At 69.2% G+C, this 16,018-nt stretch carries 18 protein-coding genes; 8 read left to right on the forward strand and 10 right to left on the reverse strand.

Translation table 11 applies throughout. The features are described 5' to 3' along the window. Positions 1 to 80: 80 nt before the first annotated feature. Both ACWIDZ_RS05560 and ACWIDZ_RS05565 read left to right on the forward strand, forming a co-directional pair. The gene (locus ACWIDZ_RS05560; protein ID WP_453989102.1) at positions 81 to 2,711 is read left to right on the forward strand and encodes a M14 family metallopeptidase; all 2,631 of its coding nucleotides are present in this window, start codon (positions 81 to 83) and stop codon (positions 2,709 to 2,711) included. A gap of 224 nt (positions 2,712 to 2,935) precedes the next feature. Continuing rightward, on the forward strand, positions 2,936 to 3,145 hold the full coding sequence (locus tag ACWIDZ_RS05565; RefSeq protein WP_453989103.1) for a hypothetical protein: 210 nt from the start codon (positions 2,936 to 2,938) through the stop codon (positions 3,143 to 3,145). Here ACWIDZ_RS05565 and ACWIDZ_RS05570 read toward each other — a convergent pair. The 4 genes from ACWIDZ_RS05570 to ACWIDZ_RS05585 form a co-directional block, all read right to left on the reverse strand. Further along, positions 3,142 to 4,410: a dicarboxylate/amino acid:cation symporter gene (locus ACWIDZ_RS05570; protein ID WP_453989151.1), complete on the reverse strand. Its 1,269-nt coding sequence runs from the start codon at positions 4,408 to 4,410 to the stop codon at positions 3,142 to 3,144. The genes ACWIDZ_RS05565 and ACWIDZ_RS05570 overlap by 4 nt on opposite strands. A 61-nt stretch (positions 4,411 to 4,471) precedes the next feature. Further along, positions 4,472 to 5,401 carry a DUF6999 family protein gene (locus tag ACWIDZ_RS05575; protein ID WP_453989104.1) on the reverse strand — a complete coding sequence of 310 codons (930 nt, stop codon included), beginning with the start codon at positions 5,399 to 5,401 and terminating at the stop codon, positions 4,472 to 4,474. Continuing rightward, the gene (locus ACWIDZ_RS05580) at positions 5,398 to 6,138 is read right to left on the reverse strand and encodes an iron-containing redox enzyme family protein (RefSeq protein ID WP_453989105.1); all 741 of its coding nucleotides are present in this window, start codon (positions 6,136 to 6,138) and stop codon (positions 5,398 to 5,400) included. Before ACWIDZ_RS05580 ends, ACWIDZ_RS05575 begins: the two co-directional genes overlap by 4 nt. Then, positions 6,078 to 7,214 (reverse strand): beta-ketoacyl-ACP synthase III, encoded by a 1,137-nt coding sequence (locus tag ACWIDZ_RS05585; RefSeq protein ID WP_453989106.1) that lies wholly within the window; start codon positions 7,212 to 7,214, stop codon positions 6,078 to 6,080. The genes ACWIDZ_RS05580 and ACWIDZ_RS05585 overlap by 61 nt, the downstream gene beginning before the upstream one ends. A gap of 123 nt (positions 7,215 to 7,337) precedes the next feature. Between ACWIDZ_RS05585 and uvrB the strand changes: the two genes are divergently transcribed. The 4 genes from uvrB (at position 7,338) to ACWIDZ_RS05605 (ending at position 11,789) form a co-directional block, all read left to right on the forward strand. After that, positions 7,338 to 9,659: an excinuclease ABC subunit UvrB gene (uvrB, locus tag ACWIDZ_RS05590; RefSeq protein WP_453989107.1), complete on the forward strand. Its 2,322-nt coding sequence runs from the start codon at positions 7,338 to 7,340 to the stop codon at positions 9,657 to 9,659. A 166-nt stretch (positions 9,660 to 9,825) separates the two neighbouring features. Then, on the forward strand, positions 9,826 to 10,176 hold the full coding sequence (locus tag ACWIDZ_RS05595) for an endonuclease domain-containing protein (protein ID WP_453989108.1): 351 nt from the start codon (positions 9,826 to 9,828) through the stop codon (positions 10,174 to 10,176). 983 nt (positions 10,177 to 11,159) lie between these two features. Continuing rightward, a complete protein-coding gene (locus tag ACWIDZ_RS05600) occupies positions 11,160 to 11,348 on the forward strand; it encodes a hypothetical protein (RefSeq protein ID WP_291779228.1) in 189 nt (62 codons plus the stop codon). Positions 11,349 to 11,462: 114 nt separating this feature from the next. Beyond that, positions 11,463 to 11,789: a hypothetical protein gene (locus tag ACWIDZ_RS05605; protein WP_291779225.1), complete on the forward strand. Its 327-nt coding sequence runs from the start codon at positions 11,463 to 11,465 to the stop codon at positions 11,787 to 11,789. A gap of 222 nt (positions 11,790 to 12,011) precedes the next feature. On the opposite strand, the gene ACWIDZ_RS05610 is transcribed toward ACWIDZ_RS05605, so the two are convergent. The 6 genes from ACWIDZ_RS05610 to ACWIDZ_RS05635 all read right to left on the reverse strand — a co-directional run bounded on the left by ACWIDZ_RS05610 (position 12,012) and on the right by ACWIDZ_RS05635 (position 14,896). Beyond that, positions 12,012 to 12,302: a GNAT family N-acetyltransferase gene (locus ACWIDZ_RS05610; RefSeq protein ID WP_453989109.1), complete on the reverse strand. Its 291-nt coding sequence runs from the start codon at positions 12,300 to 12,302 to the stop codon at positions 12,012 to 12,014. A gap of 25 nt (positions 12,303 to 12,327) precedes the next feature. After that, positions 12,328 to 12,702, reverse strand: a complete 375-nt coding sequence (locus ACWIDZ_RS05615) for a hypothetical protein (protein WP_269298737.1) — start codon at positions 12,700 to 12,702, stop codon at positions 12,328 to 12,330. Positions 12,703 to 12,715: 13 nt separating this feature from the next. Further along, entirely contained in the window at positions 12,716 to 13,090 is a 375-nt protein-coding gene (locus ACWIDZ_RS05620) for a serine/threonine protein kinase (RefSeq protein WP_453989110.1), read from the reverse strand. A gap of 57 nt (positions 13,091 to 13,147) precedes the next feature. Next, positions 13,148 to 13,537 carry a dihydroneopterin aldolase gene (gene folB, locus ACWIDZ_RS05625; RefSeq protein WP_291779213.1) on the reverse strand — a complete coding sequence of 130 codons (390 nt, stop codon included), beginning with the start codon at positions 13,535 to 13,537 and terminating at the stop codon, positions 13,148 to 13,150. Continuing rightward, a complete protein-coding gene (locus ACWIDZ_RS05630) occupies positions 13,534 to 14,070 on the reverse strand; it encodes a 6-pyruvoyl trahydropterin synthase family protein (RefSeq protein WP_453989111.1) in 537 nt (178 codons plus the stop codon). The genes folB and ACWIDZ_RS05630 overlap by 4 nt, the downstream gene beginning before the upstream one ends. A 76-nt stretch (positions 14,071 to 14,146) precedes the next feature. After that, positions 14,147 to 14,896 (reverse strand): SDR family NAD(P)-dependent oxidoreductase, encoded by a 750-nt coding sequence (locus tag ACWIDZ_RS05635; protein ID WP_453989112.1) that lies wholly within the window; start codon positions 14,894 to 14,896, stop codon positions 14,147 to 14,149. A 193-nt stretch (positions 14,897 to 15,089) separates the two neighbouring features. Between ACWIDZ_RS05635 and ACWIDZ_RS05640 the strand changes: the two genes are divergently transcribed. Beyond that, complete coding sequence (locus ACWIDZ_RS05640; protein ID WP_453989113.1) at positions 15,090 to 15,563, forward strand: NUDIX domain-containing protein; 474 nt, start codon at positions 15,090 to 15,092, stop codon at positions 15,561 to 15,563. Between the two features lie 8 nt (positions 15,564 to 15,571). After that, positions 15,572 to 16,018 (forward strand): DMT family transporter, encoded by a 447-nt coding sequence (locus tag ACWIDZ_RS05645; protein WP_338577930.1) that lies wholly within the window; start codon positions 15,572 to 15,574, stop codon positions 16,016 to 16,018.

Below are 16,018 nucleotides of genomic sequence, written 5' to 3' on the forward strand. Positions count from 1 at the left end.
GGAAGAAATGAGGGCGCGGCGCCGCTTCCTTCGCCTCGGCTCCACGGTTAAGGTCATCGATCTGTAGGGGGAGTTTTCCAATGTCGTCTCGTCGCCGCGCCGCCTGTTCCTTGCTGGCGCTCAGCCTGGCCCTGGGCGCCGCGCCCGCCCTGGCTCAACAGAACCCGCCCGAGCTTCAGGCCGTCATCGGCCACGACAGCGGCGAGCGCATCACCCGCTCGGCCGACGTGCGCCGCTATTTCGAGGCGCTGCGGACCGCCAATCCCGACCGCATGGTCATGGGCGACTACGCCCAGACGTGGGAAGGCCGCCCCCTGTTCTGGGCCGCCGTCGGCTCGCCGCGCAACATCGCCCGTCTGGACGCCATCAAGGCCGCGACCAACGCCCTGGCCGACCCGCGCAAGACCAGTCCCGAGCAGGCCCGCGCCCTGATCAACGACACCCCGGCCATCGTCTGGATGGCCTATTCCGTCCACGGCAATGAGATCAGCCCCGCCGACGCCGCCCTGATCGCCGCGCGCCGCCTGACCGACGGCCTCGACGCCGAGGCGCAAGGCTGGCTGGAGGACGTCGTGGTCGTCTTCGTCCCGACCCAGAACCCCGACGGACGCGAGCGCTTCATCAACAGCTTCGAGGCGGGCCTCGGCGCCCAGCCCAACGGCGATCCCCTGTCGGCCGAGCGGGCCGAGCCGTGGCCGTCCGGCCGCTACAACCACAATCTGTTCGACCTGAACCGCGACTGGTTCATCCAGTCCCAGCCGGAGACGCAGGGCCACTCGGCCCTGATCCGCGAATGGCGCCCGCAGGTGGTGGTCGATTCCCACGAGATGGGCACCGACTCCAGCTTCTTCTTCCCGCCCGAGGCCCAGCCGCTGAACCCGTGGATCTATCCGCCGATCCTGGACGCGCGCGAGCGGTTCGGCCGCAACACCGCCGGGCGCTTCGACCAGGCCGGGCTGGACTATTTCACGCGCGAGACCTTCGACGCCTTCTATCCCGGCTACGGCGACGGCTGGCCCGCCTATTTCGGCGCCGTCTCCATGACCTATGAGCAGGGCTCGTCGCGCGGTCTGCTGGCGCGCCGGTCGTCGGGCGAGATGCTGACCTACGCCGACACGGTCAAGGGCCACCTGACCGCCACCCTGTCGACCATCGAGACCGCCGCCCGCGACCGCGAGAAGCTGCTCAGCGACTTCTACGCCTTCCACCGCGACGGGATTTCGGGCGGTCGCGGCGCCTATGTCCTGTCGCGCTCCGCCGCCGCCGACCCGGCCGCCGCCGACAAGCTGGCGGGCCTGCTGGTGCGTTCGGGGCTGGAGGTCGGACGCGCGACCGCCGCCTTCTCCGCCTGCGGCCAGAGCTATCAGGCGGGCGACTATGTGGTGAACCTGGCTCAACCCCAGCGCCGCATGGCCGAGACCCTGCTGGCCAGGGACGTGCCGCTGGACCCCAAATTCCTGGCCGAGCAGGAAGCCCGCCGCGCGCGGGGTCTGGGCGATGAGATCTATGACCTGACCGGCTGGTCCCTGCCCCTGCTGTTCAATGTGCCGAGCCAGCGCTGCACCGGCGCTCCGTCGGTCCAGACGGCCGCCGTGGGCCCCGAACTGATCCGCCCCGCCGCCGTGGCCTCCGGCGACGCTGCCTACGGCTACGCCATCCATCCGGGCACGGCGGGAATGCGCTTCCTGACCGCCGCCCTGACCGACAAGCTGCCGGTCCGCTCGGTCGAGGAGCCCTTCACCCTGGACGGCCGCGCCTATCCGGGCGGAACCTTCATCGTGACGCGCGCCGGTTCGCCCGACGACCTGGACGAACACGTCCGCCGTCTGGCCGCCGGCAGCGGCGCCCAGGTGACGCCGCTGGCCACCTCCTGGGTCTCCAGTGGCCCCAGCATCGGCTCGGACAAGGCCACAGTCATCGCCGCCCCGCGCGTCGCCATGGCCTGGGACGACCCGACCGAGCCGGAATCCGCCGGCTCCATCCGCCATGTGCTGGAGCGCGAATACGGCTGGCCGGTCACGGCCGTGCGCACCCGCCGCCTGGCGAACGCCGACCTGTCCCGCTACCAGGTGCTGATCCTGCCCTCAGGCGGAAACTATGAGCAGATCCTGGGCGAGAGCGGCGTCGCCAACCTGCGCGCCTGGGTCCAGGCGGGCGGCGTCCTGATCGGCGTCGGCTCGGCCAGCCGTCTGCTGACCGATCCCGACTCCAAGCTGCTGGAGAGCCGCCGCGAGAGCGCCGTCTCCGGCGACGGCGACAAGGACAAGAAGGACGGCGGCAGCGAGATCGCCACCGACGCCGAATACCTGGCCCTGACCGGCCATCACGGCGGCGCCCCCGATCCGGTCGCCGGCGTCCTGGCCAGCGCCGTGGTCGACAACGAACACTGGCTGGGCGCGGGCGTCGCCCCGACCCTCAGCGTCATGGTGCGCGGCTCGGACATCTACACTCCGCTGGCCCGCGACCAGGGAACCAACGTCGTGCGCCTGGCCGGACCGGACCAGGTGCTGGCGTCCGGCCAGCTATGGGCCGAGAACCGCCGCCAGCTGGCCTATAAGCCGGTCGCCATGGCCTCGGAGGTCGGTCGCGGCCAGGTCGTCGCCTTCACCCAGGACGTGACCATGCGCGCCTTCCTGGAAGGGCTGAAGCCGCTGTTCCTCAACGCCGTCTTCCGCGGCCCGGCGCATACGTCAGGCACGAGGGGCGACTGACATCCCTTCTCCCCTTGCGGGAGAAGGTGGACGGCGAAGCCGGACGGATGAGGGGTGTGTTTGACGTTTGACGAGAGGCCGAGGCTAAGCTCTCGCAACCCCTCATCCGACCTCACTCCGTTCGGCCACCTTCTCCCACAAGGGGAGAAGGAACAACGCACCGACTTTGACAACCCGCGCCCGCGCAGGCTTTCCTGCTTCCGCCAGCAGGGGAGCTGATGCGCATGACCTTCCACACGCCACGCCCGCCCGCCGACGACGGCGACTGGACCCTGCTGCAAAGCCGGATCGACCGCAGCTTCTGGCAATGGGATCGTCGCCCCGAGCCGGACGCGCCCGTCCTCAGCCGCTTCGTCATCCTGCGCCCGCCCGAGCGGCTCGACTACGACGACTTCGACGAGGCCGAGACCATGTTCGAAGCGATGGAGGACTAAGGGCGGTTGTCCGTCGCCTCTGCGCCCTCGACGATGCGCACCACGGCCAGATCGGCGGTGACGTTGCCCAGGGTGCGGAAGATGTCGGGCACGACCTCGACCGCCAGCAGCAGGGGCAGCAGCTCCAGCGGCACCCCCATGGCGATGCAGATCGGGGCGATGGAGGCGAAGAAGCTGGCCTGACCCGGCAACCCCACCGTGCCGATCGAGATCAGCACCGCCGTCAGCATGGCCGCCAGCAGCTGTCCCGCCGAAGGCTCCAGCCCGAACAGATGGGCGCAGTAGATGGCCACCCCCAGATTGGCGACCGGACTGGTGATGCGGAACACCGCCACCGCCAGCGGCAGGACCAGGCCCGCCGTGGCCCGCCTGACGCCCAGTTCGTCGACCGCCCGCTCGACCATGACCGGCAGGCTGGCCAGCGACGACTGGGTCGAGAAGGCCACCACCTGCGCCGGCGCCGCCGCCCGCGCGAACCGGCCCAGGCTCACCCGCCCGAAGATGACGGCCAGTGGATAGAAGATCAGGCCGATGCCGATGCAGGCGAGCGAGATCAGCGCCACATAGTGCAGCAGCACCCCCGCCGCGCTCGCCCCCGCCGTCAGCCCCACCCCGACCGACAGGGCGAAGACGCCCAGCGGCGCGACGCTCAGCACCCAGCGGACGATGACGATCATCGTCTCGCCCACCGCCTCGAAGAAGGTGATCAGGGGAGCCCGCAGCCGCTCGGGCAGCCCCGAGGCCGCAAAGCCGAAGAAGACGGCGAACACCACCATGCCCAGGATGGCGTCCTCGGCCGCCGCGCGGATCGGGTTGGACGGGGCGATGGTCTTGACGAACTCGCTGAACGGCGCGCCGGCGCCCAGACCCTCGGCGCCCTCCGGCTTGATCGCCAGCAGCAGGCGCGCGCCTTCGGGATCGATCGGCCAGACGGCGTGCAGCCCATAGGCCGCCGCGACGGCGTAGACGGTCGCAAAGACGATCAGCCCCCCGAACCAGGCCACCGCCTTCAGCGCCAGACGCCCGGTCCTCGCCGCATCGGCGATGGAGGCGATGCCCGTCACCAGCAGGCTGAACACCAGCGGGATGATCGTCATCCGCAGCGCATTCAGCCACAGTTGGCCCAGCGCCTGGATGAAGTCCGCCGTGACATGGCCGCCCGGCAGGCCCCAGCGCTGCGCCCCCGCCCCGGCCAGCAGGCCCAGCACCAGGGACAGCAGCACCAGGGTGCTGAGAGAGGTCAGAAAGGAGCGCGCCGATTTCATACCGGCCACGCTAGCAGCCGCCGCGCCGCGCGCCAGTGCAAAACGCCGTAGACGCCACGCCCTACTTCGGCGCGCCCGAGTTGGCCGGGTCCAGCGGCAGGCCCGCCGCCTGGCGCGCCTTCATCACCCGCAGCCAGCCGTGCATGGCCTCTGAATCCAGCCCGTGCATCATCAGCCGATAGCCCGCCTGCAGCGTCGACAGCGCCACCAGCGGATGGCCGTTCTTGACGAAGGCCATGTGGTAGCTCGTGCCCAGAATGCGGGCGATATAGATGGCCATCACCTCATCCAGCTGCAGCGAACTGGACGCCCGCACGAAGTCGTCGCGCGGCAGCATCAGGGCGTAGATCGGGGTGTAGAACTCCACCGCCGTCTGCACGTCGACGAAGTTGTGCCACTTGCGCGGAAACGCCTCGAACGGCGGGAATTCGTCCGAGATCATGGAGAAGTCGATCCGCTCGGGCGGCGTCAGCTCCCGCCCCTCGGCGCGCAGGGCGGCGTTCATCTCGATGACGAAGTTGAAGATGTTCAGGTCGTGCTGAAGGAACAGGTCCGGCTCGATGTCCTTCAGCCGCGTCGGCGTCAGCGGCCATTTCGTCACCTTGTCGCCCACCCCCGCGTTCTCTCGCACGAAGGCGGTCAGCTCGGACCCGACGTGGAAGTGCCGCAGGATCACCCGATTGCCCTCGGGCGTCACAAAGGTCCGCAGCCCCCAGTGGATGGTCTTGTGCAGCAGGCCGTTCAGGTTCGGGTATTTCGGCGAAATGACCCGCAGCACCTTCACCAGACAGAAGAACAGGAACACCAGCGGCCGCGCCATCGGAAACAGCCAGCGGCGCGACCGCGACCGCGCGCCCAGCAACAGGTCGCGCTTGGCTCCGTCGTCGATCGGCAGGCTGTGGTCCAAATAAAGGGCCATCCACGGATCAGGATCCTTGGGATCGAACCTCGCGGGGTCGAACGGATCCTCCCCCGGCTTGTAGTATCTCACGCCGCGATCTCCTCGATCTGCAGGGCGTAGAGGCGGGCCGTGACTTTGGCGGTGACGACAATGCGTTCGGCGATGAAGGGATCGGGCAGGACCATGCCCAACATCTCCTCGAACTCCTTCATGTGCTCGGCGTCGTTGTCGCCGTGATACAGCAGGAAACGCACCGCCTCGTCGGGCAGGGCCAGCCGCTCCTGCACCTTCAGGCCCCACGGCCGCGCCTTGATCGAGCCCAGTCCCTCGATGATGAACATGGCCCCCAGCAGGCCGAACGGATCGGGCTTCGACGCCTCATGGAACATCCACGCCGACAGGGCCTCGGACCCCACATTCTTCGGCGCCGACTGAATGTCATCCAGCGCCCCGCCCGAGGCTGTGAAGTCGGCCTCCAGCAGGCGGAAGTCCCGATGCTCCGTCACCGCATGGCGCATCAGGGTCGAGCGCAGCTCCAGATGATCCTCGCCGATGTTGGACGCCGCCCGGCTCATCCACAGCGCCCCGTCCTTCACCTGCTGGCGCAGGTTGATCAGGAAGGCGTGGTAGTCGGCGACCTCGAACCGCCCCCGCGTCAGCTTGCGGATCAGCGGCGTCGCCTCCAGACGCTGCTCGAAATCGGCGAAGACCACCGCCAGCTTCCGCAGGCAATCGGCCACCGCCGCCTCGGCCAGTTGTTCCGCCATCACACAATCTCCAGCATCATGAAGCCGATCATCGCCCGCCCGCTCTCGGGCACGATGCACAGCACCCTGTCTCCGCGCTTTCCACGTCCCGACTTCAGGAAGGCGTCCAGCATGACCCAGATCGAGGCCGAGCCGACATTGCCGCTGTCGGTCAGGGTCGTGAACCACTTCTCCTCCGGGATCATCGCGGCCGTGCTTTCCAGCAGGCCGACGATCTCCTGACGCAGCGACCGCGCGGAGTAATGGCACAGCAGATGGTCGACCTGATCCGGGACGATGCGTCCAGCGTCCACCTTCTCCAGCCAGACGCCGATCCAGGCGCGGATGACGATCTTCAGCAGTTCGAAGTCCTGCAACAGGGCCACCGCCCCCGCCGCATGGGCCGCCGCCGGTCCGGCGTGGCTCCAGGCGCTGGTCATGTCGGCGCGCGCCTGCGGCGTTGATCCGGCCCACATGCAGGGATCGAAACGCCCGGCCAGCGAGGTCATGTCGATCCACTCGACCTTCAGGCTCAGCCCCTCGGGTTTCGGCCTCGGCTCCATCACCACGGCGCCCGCCCCGTCCGACAGGGTGAAGCGCAGAAAGTCCGCCTCGATCCGCGCCCGGCCCTTGTCGTCCACCAGGACCGTGCCCTCATAGAAGGCCGGCCGGAACCAGCGCGAGGAAAACTCGCCCGCACAGGCGGCGGCGACCTCCGCCTCGCCCGCGCGCACGCTCAACCACGCCCCCTTGGCCGCCATCAGGGCGCTGGCGCAGACGGACTGATAGCTGAACGCCTCCAGCGGGCCCGCGCCCAGTTCCGCCTGAACCGCGCTGGCGTGGCCGGGCACCAGATAGTCGCCCTGCGTCGCCGCCGCGCCGAGATGCTGCAGATCCCCGAGGCTCAGCCCCGCCCCATCCAGCGCCGCCCGCACGGCGTCCGCGCACATGGAGGCGTTGGAATGCAGCGGCTCGCCCTCGGCGTTCAGGGCGTAATGCCGCCCCTCGATCCCGTTCCAGCGCAGGGCGCGGCGCCCGACGGCGGACGCCCGCCCGCCGATGCGGCCGATGAAGTCCTCCATCCGATCGTTGCCGATCCGCTCGCCGGGCAGGACGGCGCCGGTCCCGGTGATGAAGACGTCGCGAAGCATACTCATGGCGCGAACCTTGGCGACGCGTCCGGCGCCGCACAAGCCGGAAAGCGTCGGTTCGGACGCCGCGCTTTATCGGAATCGCCGTTCCGCTCGCCCTAGCGTCGCGCAGGCGCACGCATTACCTTGATGTTCATGGCCCGTTCTCCTGCGAAACCGACCAAGCCCGTCCACACGCCCAATCCCGGTCTCAGCGAGGCGCCCGTCGCCTTCGACCACGGTCGTGCGCCCGCCTTCGCGCCCGTGAACGGACCGCGCCTGACGCCCGAGGAGGCGCCCGCCGCCCCCGCCGACTGGGTCCCCCACCGCCCCGACCGGCCGACCAACAAGAAGCGCGTCCCCTTCCGGCTGGAGACGAAATACCAGCCCGCCGGCGACCAGCCCTCGGCCATCGCCGAGCTTGTGGCCCAGGCGGACGAGGGCGATCGCGAACAGGTGCTGCTGGGCGTCACCGGCTCGGGCAAGACCTTCACCATGGCCAAGGTGATCGAACAGACCCAGCGCCCGGCCCTGATCCTGGCCCACAACAAGACGCTGGCGGCCCAGCTCTATTCCGAGTTCAAGGCCTTCTTCCCCGACAATGCGGTCGAGTATTTCGTCAGCTACTACGACTACTATCAGCCCGAGGCCTACGTCCCGCGCACCGACACCTACATCGAGAAGGACTCGTCGATTAACGAGCAGATCGACCGGATGCGCCACGCCGCCACCCGCGCGATTCTGGAGCGGGACGACGTCATCGTCGTCGCCTCGGTCAGCTGCATCTACGGCATCGGCTCGGTCGAGACCTACACCGCCATGACCTTCAACCTGAAGGTCGGCGACCAGATCGACGAGGCCAAGCTGCGCGCCGACCTGATCGCCCTGCAGTACAAGCGCAACGACGTCCATTTCGAGCGCGGCATGTTCCGCAAGCGCGGCGACACGCTGGAGATCTTCCCCGTCCACCTCGAGGACCGCGCCTGGCGCATCAGCCTGTTCGGCGACGAGATCGAGGCCATCGACGAGTTCGATCCCCTGACCGGCAAGAAGACCAATGCGCTGGACGAGGTCACCGTCTACGCCGCCAGCCACTACGTCACCCCGCGCCCGACGCTTAATCAGGCCGTCAACGGCATCAAGGCCGAGTTGAAGGAGACGCTCGACTGGATGGTCGAGAACGGCAAGCTGCTGGAGGCCCAGCGGCTGGAGCAGCGCACCCGCTTCGATCTGGAGATGATGGAGGCCACCGGCTCCTGCGCCGGCATTGAGAACTACAGCCGCTGGCTGACCGGCCGCGCGCCGGGCGAGCCGCCGCCCACCTTCTTCGAATACATCCCCGACAACGCCCTGCTGTTCGTGGACGAGAGCCACGTCACCGTCGGCCAGATCGGCGCCATGTTCCGCGGCGACTACCGCCGCAAGTCGACCCTGGCCGAGTACGGCTTCCGCCTCCCCTCCGCCATCGACAACCGCCCGCTGAAGTTCGAGGAATGGGACGCCATGCGGCCCCAGACCGTCTTCGTCTCGGCCACCCCCGGCGCCTGGGAGTTGGACAAGACCGGCGGCGTCTTCACCGAACAGGTCATCCGCCCCACCGGCCTGATCGACCCCCCGGTCGAGATCCGCCCCGTCTCCGGCGCCACCCGCAACCAGGTCGACGACGTCATCGACGAGGTGAAGGCGACCAGCCGCGCCGGCTACCGCTCCCTGGTCACCACCCTGACCAAGAAGATGGCCGAGGACCTGACCGAATACATGCACGAACAGGGGGTGCGCGTCCGCTACATGCACTCCGACGTCGACACGCTGGAGCGGATCGAGATCCTGCGCGACCTGCGCCTGGGCTCGTTTGACTGCCTGATCGGCATCAACCTGCTGCGCGAGGGACTCGACATCCCCGAGTGCGGCCTGGTCGCCATCCTCGACGCGGACAAGGAGGGCTTCCTGCGCTCCGAGACCTCCCTAATCCAGACCATCGGCCGCGCGGCCCGCAACGTCGACGGCCGCGTCATCCTCTACGCCGACCGCATGACCGGCTCGATGGAGCGCGCCATCGCCGAGACCGACCGCCGCCGCGAGAAGCAGCAGGCCTACAACCTCGAACACGGCATCACGCCCGAGACGGTCAAGCGCGACATCAAGGAGATCCTCGAGAGCCCCTATGAGTCCCGCGACCTGGACCGCCTGACCCGCCCCGGCGTCGCCGAGGAAGCCAAGCCCTTCGTCGGCTCCAACTTCCAGGCCGCTCTCAAGGATCTGGAAGGCCGCATGCGCGAAGCCGCCGCCAACCTTGAGTTCGAGGAAGCCGCCCGCCTGCGCGACGAGATCAAGAAGATGAAGCTCCTCGACCTCGAATTCGCCAACGAAGCCCTCACCGGCGCGGGCGAGGAGGTCGACAGGTCAGCCCCCAAACGCTGGCGCGCCGAAGCAGCGGCCGAGAAGGCGGAGGCGTTCAGGAAGGGGCGATAAACCTTCCCTTCTCCCCTTGCGGGAGAAGGTGGCGGCCGCAGGCCGACGGATGAGGGGTCTCGCTGCGGGTGGATTTCGCGGCCTTCATCACCGTCCAGAAACCCCTCATCCGACCCGCTGCGCGGGCCACCTTCTCCCGCAAGGGGAGAAGGGTTAACGTCGCCGTATGGACGAATGGCTGCACTCCCGCGCCAAGGCGATGCGTCGCGAACCCGCCCTCTATGAGCGGCGGCTGTGGGCCATTCTGCGGGACCGGCGGCTGGAGGGGCTGAAATTCCGGCGGCAGGTCGTGATCGGGCGCTACGTCGCCGACTTCGTCTGTCTGCGTCATCGCCTGATCGTCGAGGCCGACGGCCCGCACCACGACGACCGCGCCGAGGACGCCGCCCGCGACGACTTCCTGCGCGAAGAAGGCTTCCGCGTGCTGCGCTTTCCCAACCCGCAGATCGAGAACCGCCCCCACGAGGTGCTGGCGGCGATCATTGCGGCGGCGGACAAAAAGCTGACGCGCGACTGATCCTTCTCCCCTTGCGGGAGAAGGTGGCCGAGCGGAGCGAGGTCGGATGAGGGGTCGCGCTGTGGATGGACGATCGCCTTCGTCCTCGGGTGAGAAACCCCTCATCCGGCCCTGGCGGGCCACCTTCTCCCGCAAGGGGAGAAGGACGAACCCGCCTACCGTCCCGCCTCAACCCCAGCAATTTCCCGCCTTTCCCTCTCCGCCATCCCCTTTCAGCCCGCCCTGCCTCCCCGCCATGCCACCCTGCCCTCGTTCCGTCGCATGGAGGGCTCGTGAGGCCTGCGACCTTGCGGGCGGCGGGAGCGGATGGAGCGGAGTTCTTGTCGGACCGCGCGGCGTCCGTCGCGGCGGCCGGTCGAGGGCGGGAGCCCAGCGGCGCGTCCGGCGGAGCGCGCCGGGCGGTCCAGGATGCGAAGGGCGGCGATGCGGGCGAACGCCGGCGCCGACGCCCGGCTCGCCACCCAACGGGCGCTGGCTGCTTTCGCGGCCTCAAGTAGCCCGAAGGGCGGTAGGCCGCACCCAACAAGAAGCCGACGGAGCCTGGTGACGGGGCGTTCGACCCGTCCGTCAGAGAGGCTTCGGCCAGGGTCGCGGGGGTTACGCGGACCGTTCCGGGAGGCCTGTCGCAAGCAGGCCCCCGCCCGCCGCGGGCGCCGGGGGTAGCCGATAAGACCGGCGCCTGCCCCGAGCTCGTGGAAGCCCGTCCGCGCGGAGCGTCTGTCGGCGTCGAAACGGTATAATACACATCACACTCCGGGCGTCGGCCCGGCGCTCCGCCCAGCCCTCCAACCGCCCGCCGAAAGGCGCGGCGGCCAAACCCGTGCGCCCAATCTCCCTCCCCTTCATGGGGAGGGTGGCTGAGGCCCAGCCGAAGCCGGGTGGGGGCGACGCCGCAAGCCACACGCCGCGCCCAACCCCTGCCCTGCCCACCCGGTCGCTGCGCGACCACCCTCCCCATGAAGGGGAGGGAGAAAGAGGACCCCATGACCCGTCCCCGACCGCCGCGCGCGCCTGCGTCCCCGCCTGTCCCCGATGACGACGACCGGCCCCTGCATCCGGCCGAGGAACGGCGGCTGCGGCGCGAGCTGGCCAGCCGCATCGACCATCTGTGGGCCATCGCCGAGCGGCGTCGCGCGCGCTGGGCCGCGCCGCCCTTCATCCCCGATTCATGAGGCCCGGTTCATGAGGCTTACGGGCAACATGGCGGCGCGCCCTCGAGCTTGGCCGCAAAATGGGATGCGACCTTGCGGCGAAAATGCGGCATGGTGCGTTAAGGAGAGACGCCGATGACCAAGTCCAGCAATGAATCCGACGCCCGCGCCGCCCTGCGCGTGGTCTCCTCGCCGGAAGCCGAGGTCTATGACCTGATGCGCGCGCCCGAAACCACCGCCGAACGGGTCAAGCGCCTGCAGGCCGAAGCCCGCGCCCTGGCGCTCGAACAGGTCGAGGCCCTCGAGGTCGCCCTGTGCAAGGCCGCCGACATGGCCAAGGAGATCGCCGACGGCGGCGACGCCTATCCCGTCGGCGCCCGCGAACTGGCCGCCCGCCTGGTCGCCGACCTGCCGTCCAAGGCCGAGACCATGAAGGCCATCGTGGCGAAGAGTCATTCCTGATCGGCCGCGGTCAGAAGGCTCCGCCTTCTCGACCCGACGCGAATGATGTTTGCGGGCCGCGGTCAGAAGGCTCCGCCTTCTCGACCCCACGCGAGTGATGTTAGCGGGCCGCGGTCAGAAGGCTCCGCCTTCTCGACCCGACGCGGCCTGGGCGCTTCGCACCGCGCCTCCCTTCAACGCCGTCATCCTCGGGCTTGACCCGAGAATCCAGCAGGCGCGCCGCTACGCCCCCACTACGTCCTCGTACTCGGGATTGCGCTTCAGCCAGGCGACCGCATAGCTGCAATGCGGGATCAGGGTCAGCCCCTCGGCGCGGGCGTGCTCGGCCAGGGCCTGCATGAAGCGGCCCGCCGCCCCCGTCCCGCGCAGGGCCGGGTGCGCCTCGACATGCAGGATGACGCGGGCGTGGCCGCGCACCGCATACTCGGCCCAGACGGGATGCTCGGTCCCGTCCGCGTCGGCGAACATCTGCTGGAAGCGGCGGTCGGCGGCGTGGTCTTTGAAGGCGGGCACGGCGGCTCCTCCCGAATGGATCAGTTCAGGCCGGCCGGTCGCTCAGCAGGGCCAGCAGACCCAGAACGCTTTTCACCGTGAACCAGATCGACACCAGCAGCAAAAGAAGCCCGAACAGCAGAAGGAACGGAATCCCGATCAGGAAGGCCGAGGCCACGGCGCTCACCGCCACCAGCACCCACAGGACGGCGCTGATCCAGAACACCGACCAGAACAGCCTGATCTGCGCCTCGACGTGCTGGGCCGCCAGCCCCGTCGCCGAGCCCCGGTTCACATAGGCCAGCACCAGTCCGACCAGCACCAGCACGTTCGCGCTGGGGATCGACAGGATGTAGAGAATCCACGCCACCACGGCGCCGTCTCGGCCCGCGACCGGCGCGGCGGTGTTCTGATCGCTCATGGGGGCAGGCCTTTCAGTAGAAGAGACGACGCGGCTCGGCGATGGGCCGCCCGGTCAGCATATCCTTCAGCCCCAGGGCGCCGCGCACGATGGTCCAGACCGCCATGACGAACAGGACGAAGACCCCGACGTTGACCAGGATCAGCACCGCGCCGGCGATGATGGCGCACACCGCCGCCGACAGGGTCCGCTGCTGGAAGACGAAGTGGCTGCGTAGCATCGGATCGATGGGCGCGGGTCGGCGCCACACGCGCAGCAGACCGATCGCCGCCGCCACGCCGAAGGTCGGCGCCGCCAGCAGGATCAGGGCGTAACCGGCATAGAGGCCCGTCAGGTCGGCCGAGACCTCGCCGCTGCTGTTGCTGCTGTAATCGCCGGACTGGACCATCGGAACCTCTTGTCAGGCCGGGATGATGGCGGGACGAACGGCCCCGCGCAACTGGCCTCAGCGGGAATAGGCGACTTCGCAGGCGGCGGCCGCCGCATCGGGAATGGCGCCGGGCTTCTCGACCCGCACGACGACGTTCAGCACGCGCGGATCGGCCAGGCAGGCGACGGCCGTGCGCTCGGCGAAGGTCTCGATCAGGGCGATGTGCGGCCCCGCCGCCAGTTCGCGCACGATGCGGGCCACGCCGTCATAGTCCAGCGTATCGGCCAGCCGCTCGACCGGCGCGGCGCCCAGGTCCAGTTCAACGTCCACCACCAGGGGCTGCAGCCGCCCATGCTCATGATCATAGAAGCCGATGGAGGCCTCGACCTTCAGGGCGCGCACCATGACCTTCAGGCCCACGCGGCGCGGTTCGACGGACGGCAGGGGGGTGACGACGGCGCTCAAGACCAGGTCTCCGGCGGCAGAAGATCATTGATGCTGAAATCCGCCCGGTCGCACCAGGCGCCCAGTTCCCAGGCCCGCTCCGCCTCGGTCAGACCGCGCGTCAGGACGGTGTTGGTCGGCGTCTCCTCGATGGCCAGCTCGGCCAGGCGGAAGGGCAGGGCTTCGGCTTCGAGGATGGCTTCCAGCTTGCGCCACAGGGCGATGACCAGGGCCTCGGTCGTCGGATCGCCGTCCACGGTCAGCACCTGGTTCAGGCGGTGCGGCTCATGCTGCTGGAACCAGGCCAGCAGGGGGTCGGCGCGGTTCAGCTGGAAGGCGTGGTCCAGGCTGCGGTCGACGAAGCCGTGCCAGCGCGCCTTCAGCCGCTCGAACGAGGCTGCATGGTTGGCGCCGCCGAAGGCGATCTCGGCCGTCGGCTCCAGCGTCACCGTCACGAACTCATTGTGCCCATGCGGCACGGCGCACCTCGACCCCGCATCGGCGATCAGCCGGTGCGCCATCGAGAAGCGGCGAGTGAAACGGACAGCGGGCATGGAGGTCTCAGAATGAACGGCGGCAGCTAAGGCGCCAACCTATCGGCAAATAAAGGTCATGTGGCGGCGAACGCCTTCAGGCGAACTCCAGGTCTCGGTCGCGGGGCGTCAGGCCGGCTCCGGCGTCCACCACCAGGTTCTGGCCGGTCAGGCTGCGCGTCGTCAGGATGAAGGTCAGGGCCGCCGCCAGGTCCTCGACCGCCACCGGCCGCTTCAGCGGCGTCGCCTCCGCCCCGGCCTCATAGTCGGCCTCGGGCCACCCGGCCGAGGGCAGGGTCAGACCCGGCGCGATGCCGCAGACGCGGATGCGCGGCGCCAGGGCCAGCGCCAGGGCGCCGGTCATATGGGCGATGCCCACGCGGCTGACCGTATAGGAGAAGAAGTCGGGGTTCGGAGCCGTGACCTTATAGTCCAGCATATTGACCACCACGCCCCCCTCCCCGTTCTCGTCCCCGTCCGACAGGCGCGCGGCGAAGTCGCGGATCAAGGCCAGGGGCGCCAGGACGTTGACCTCGTGATGAAGGCGCAGATCCGCCTCACGGAAGGTCTCCAGCTGGTCATAGACGAACAGGGAGGCGTTGTTGACCAGCGCCCGCAACGGCCCGAAGGCGGCGGCCCGGTCGATCAGGGCGGTCCGCGCCGCGGCGTCCGTCAGCTCGGCCTGGACGGCGACGGCGCGCCGTCCCATGGCCTCGATGGCCTGGACGACGCCCTGTGCGCCGTCCGCGTCGGAACGATAGTGGACGACGACGTCATAGCCCGCCTGGGCCGTCGCCTTCGCCAGCACCGCCCCGATCCGGCGCGAGGCGGCCGTGACCAGCGCCACACCTCGAAACGAGGCGTCAGCCGACCTGAAGTCAGTCAACCCGGCCGAACTCGAAGTAGTTGAAGGCGGCGATGACGGCGATGAAGGCGAAGATGATGGCGATGGCCAGCATGATGGGTCTCCTGATTTTGTCCCCGAATAGGGGCAAGCGCGCCCCTGTTCAAGCCGCCCGACGACAGCCTATCGTTCGCGCATGGCGAACTGGCGCACCCGCATCGAACCCTTCACCCGTCCGCTGTTCTTCGCCTGGTCGCGGATGAGCCGAGGCATGACGCTGGGCGTGCGCGGCGTGGCGGTCGATCACGAAGGCCGGGTGCTTCTGGTCAAACACACCTATCTGGAGGGCTGGTGGCTGCCCGGCGGCGGAGTGGACAAGGGCGAGACCACCCAGGCCGCCGTCATCCGCGAACTGCGCGAGGAGGCTGGGCTGATCGTGAGGGGCGAGCCGCGCCTGCTGTCGGTCCACTCCAACGAACGCTTCTTTCCGGGGGATCACGTCCTGGTCTTCCGCATCGACGCCTTCGACATGACCGAGCGGACCAGCCACGGCGAGATCGCCGAGATCGGCTGGTTCCGTCCGGACGCCCTGCCCGAAGACACGACCCGCGCCACTCGCGACCGTCTGGCCGAGATCTTCGGCGGCGCCGCCCCCGATCCGAACTGGTGAGACCATTAATGCAGCTTCCCGTCCTCGCCCTGCTGGCCATGATCCTGGGCGGCGCCGCCACCGCCCTGCAGGGGCCGACCAATGCGCGACTGGCCAGCGCCGTCGGCTCGCCGGTCAATGCGGCGCTCGTCTCCTTCGCCGTGGGAACCGTCGCCCTGGCTCTCGTCGCCGTGACGCTGCAGGCGCGGCCGGACGTGCAGGCGATGAAGGCCCTGCCCGCCTGGGCCTGGCTGGGCGGGCTCTACGGCTGCGTCTTCGTGGTGGCCGCCGCCTGGGGCGTGCCCAAGATCGGGGTAGCGCTGACCATCACCCTGATGGTGGCGGGCCAGCTGGCGCTGAGCCTGATCCTCGATCATTTCGGCGTCATGGGCGTGCCGCAGCAGCCGATCAGCCTGACGCGCATCGCCGGCGTGCTGCTGGTGATCGGCGGGGTGCTTCTGGTCCGGCGCGGCTGA

The sequence above is a fragment of the Brevundimonas sp. NPDC055311 genome, from assembly GCF_053645695.1.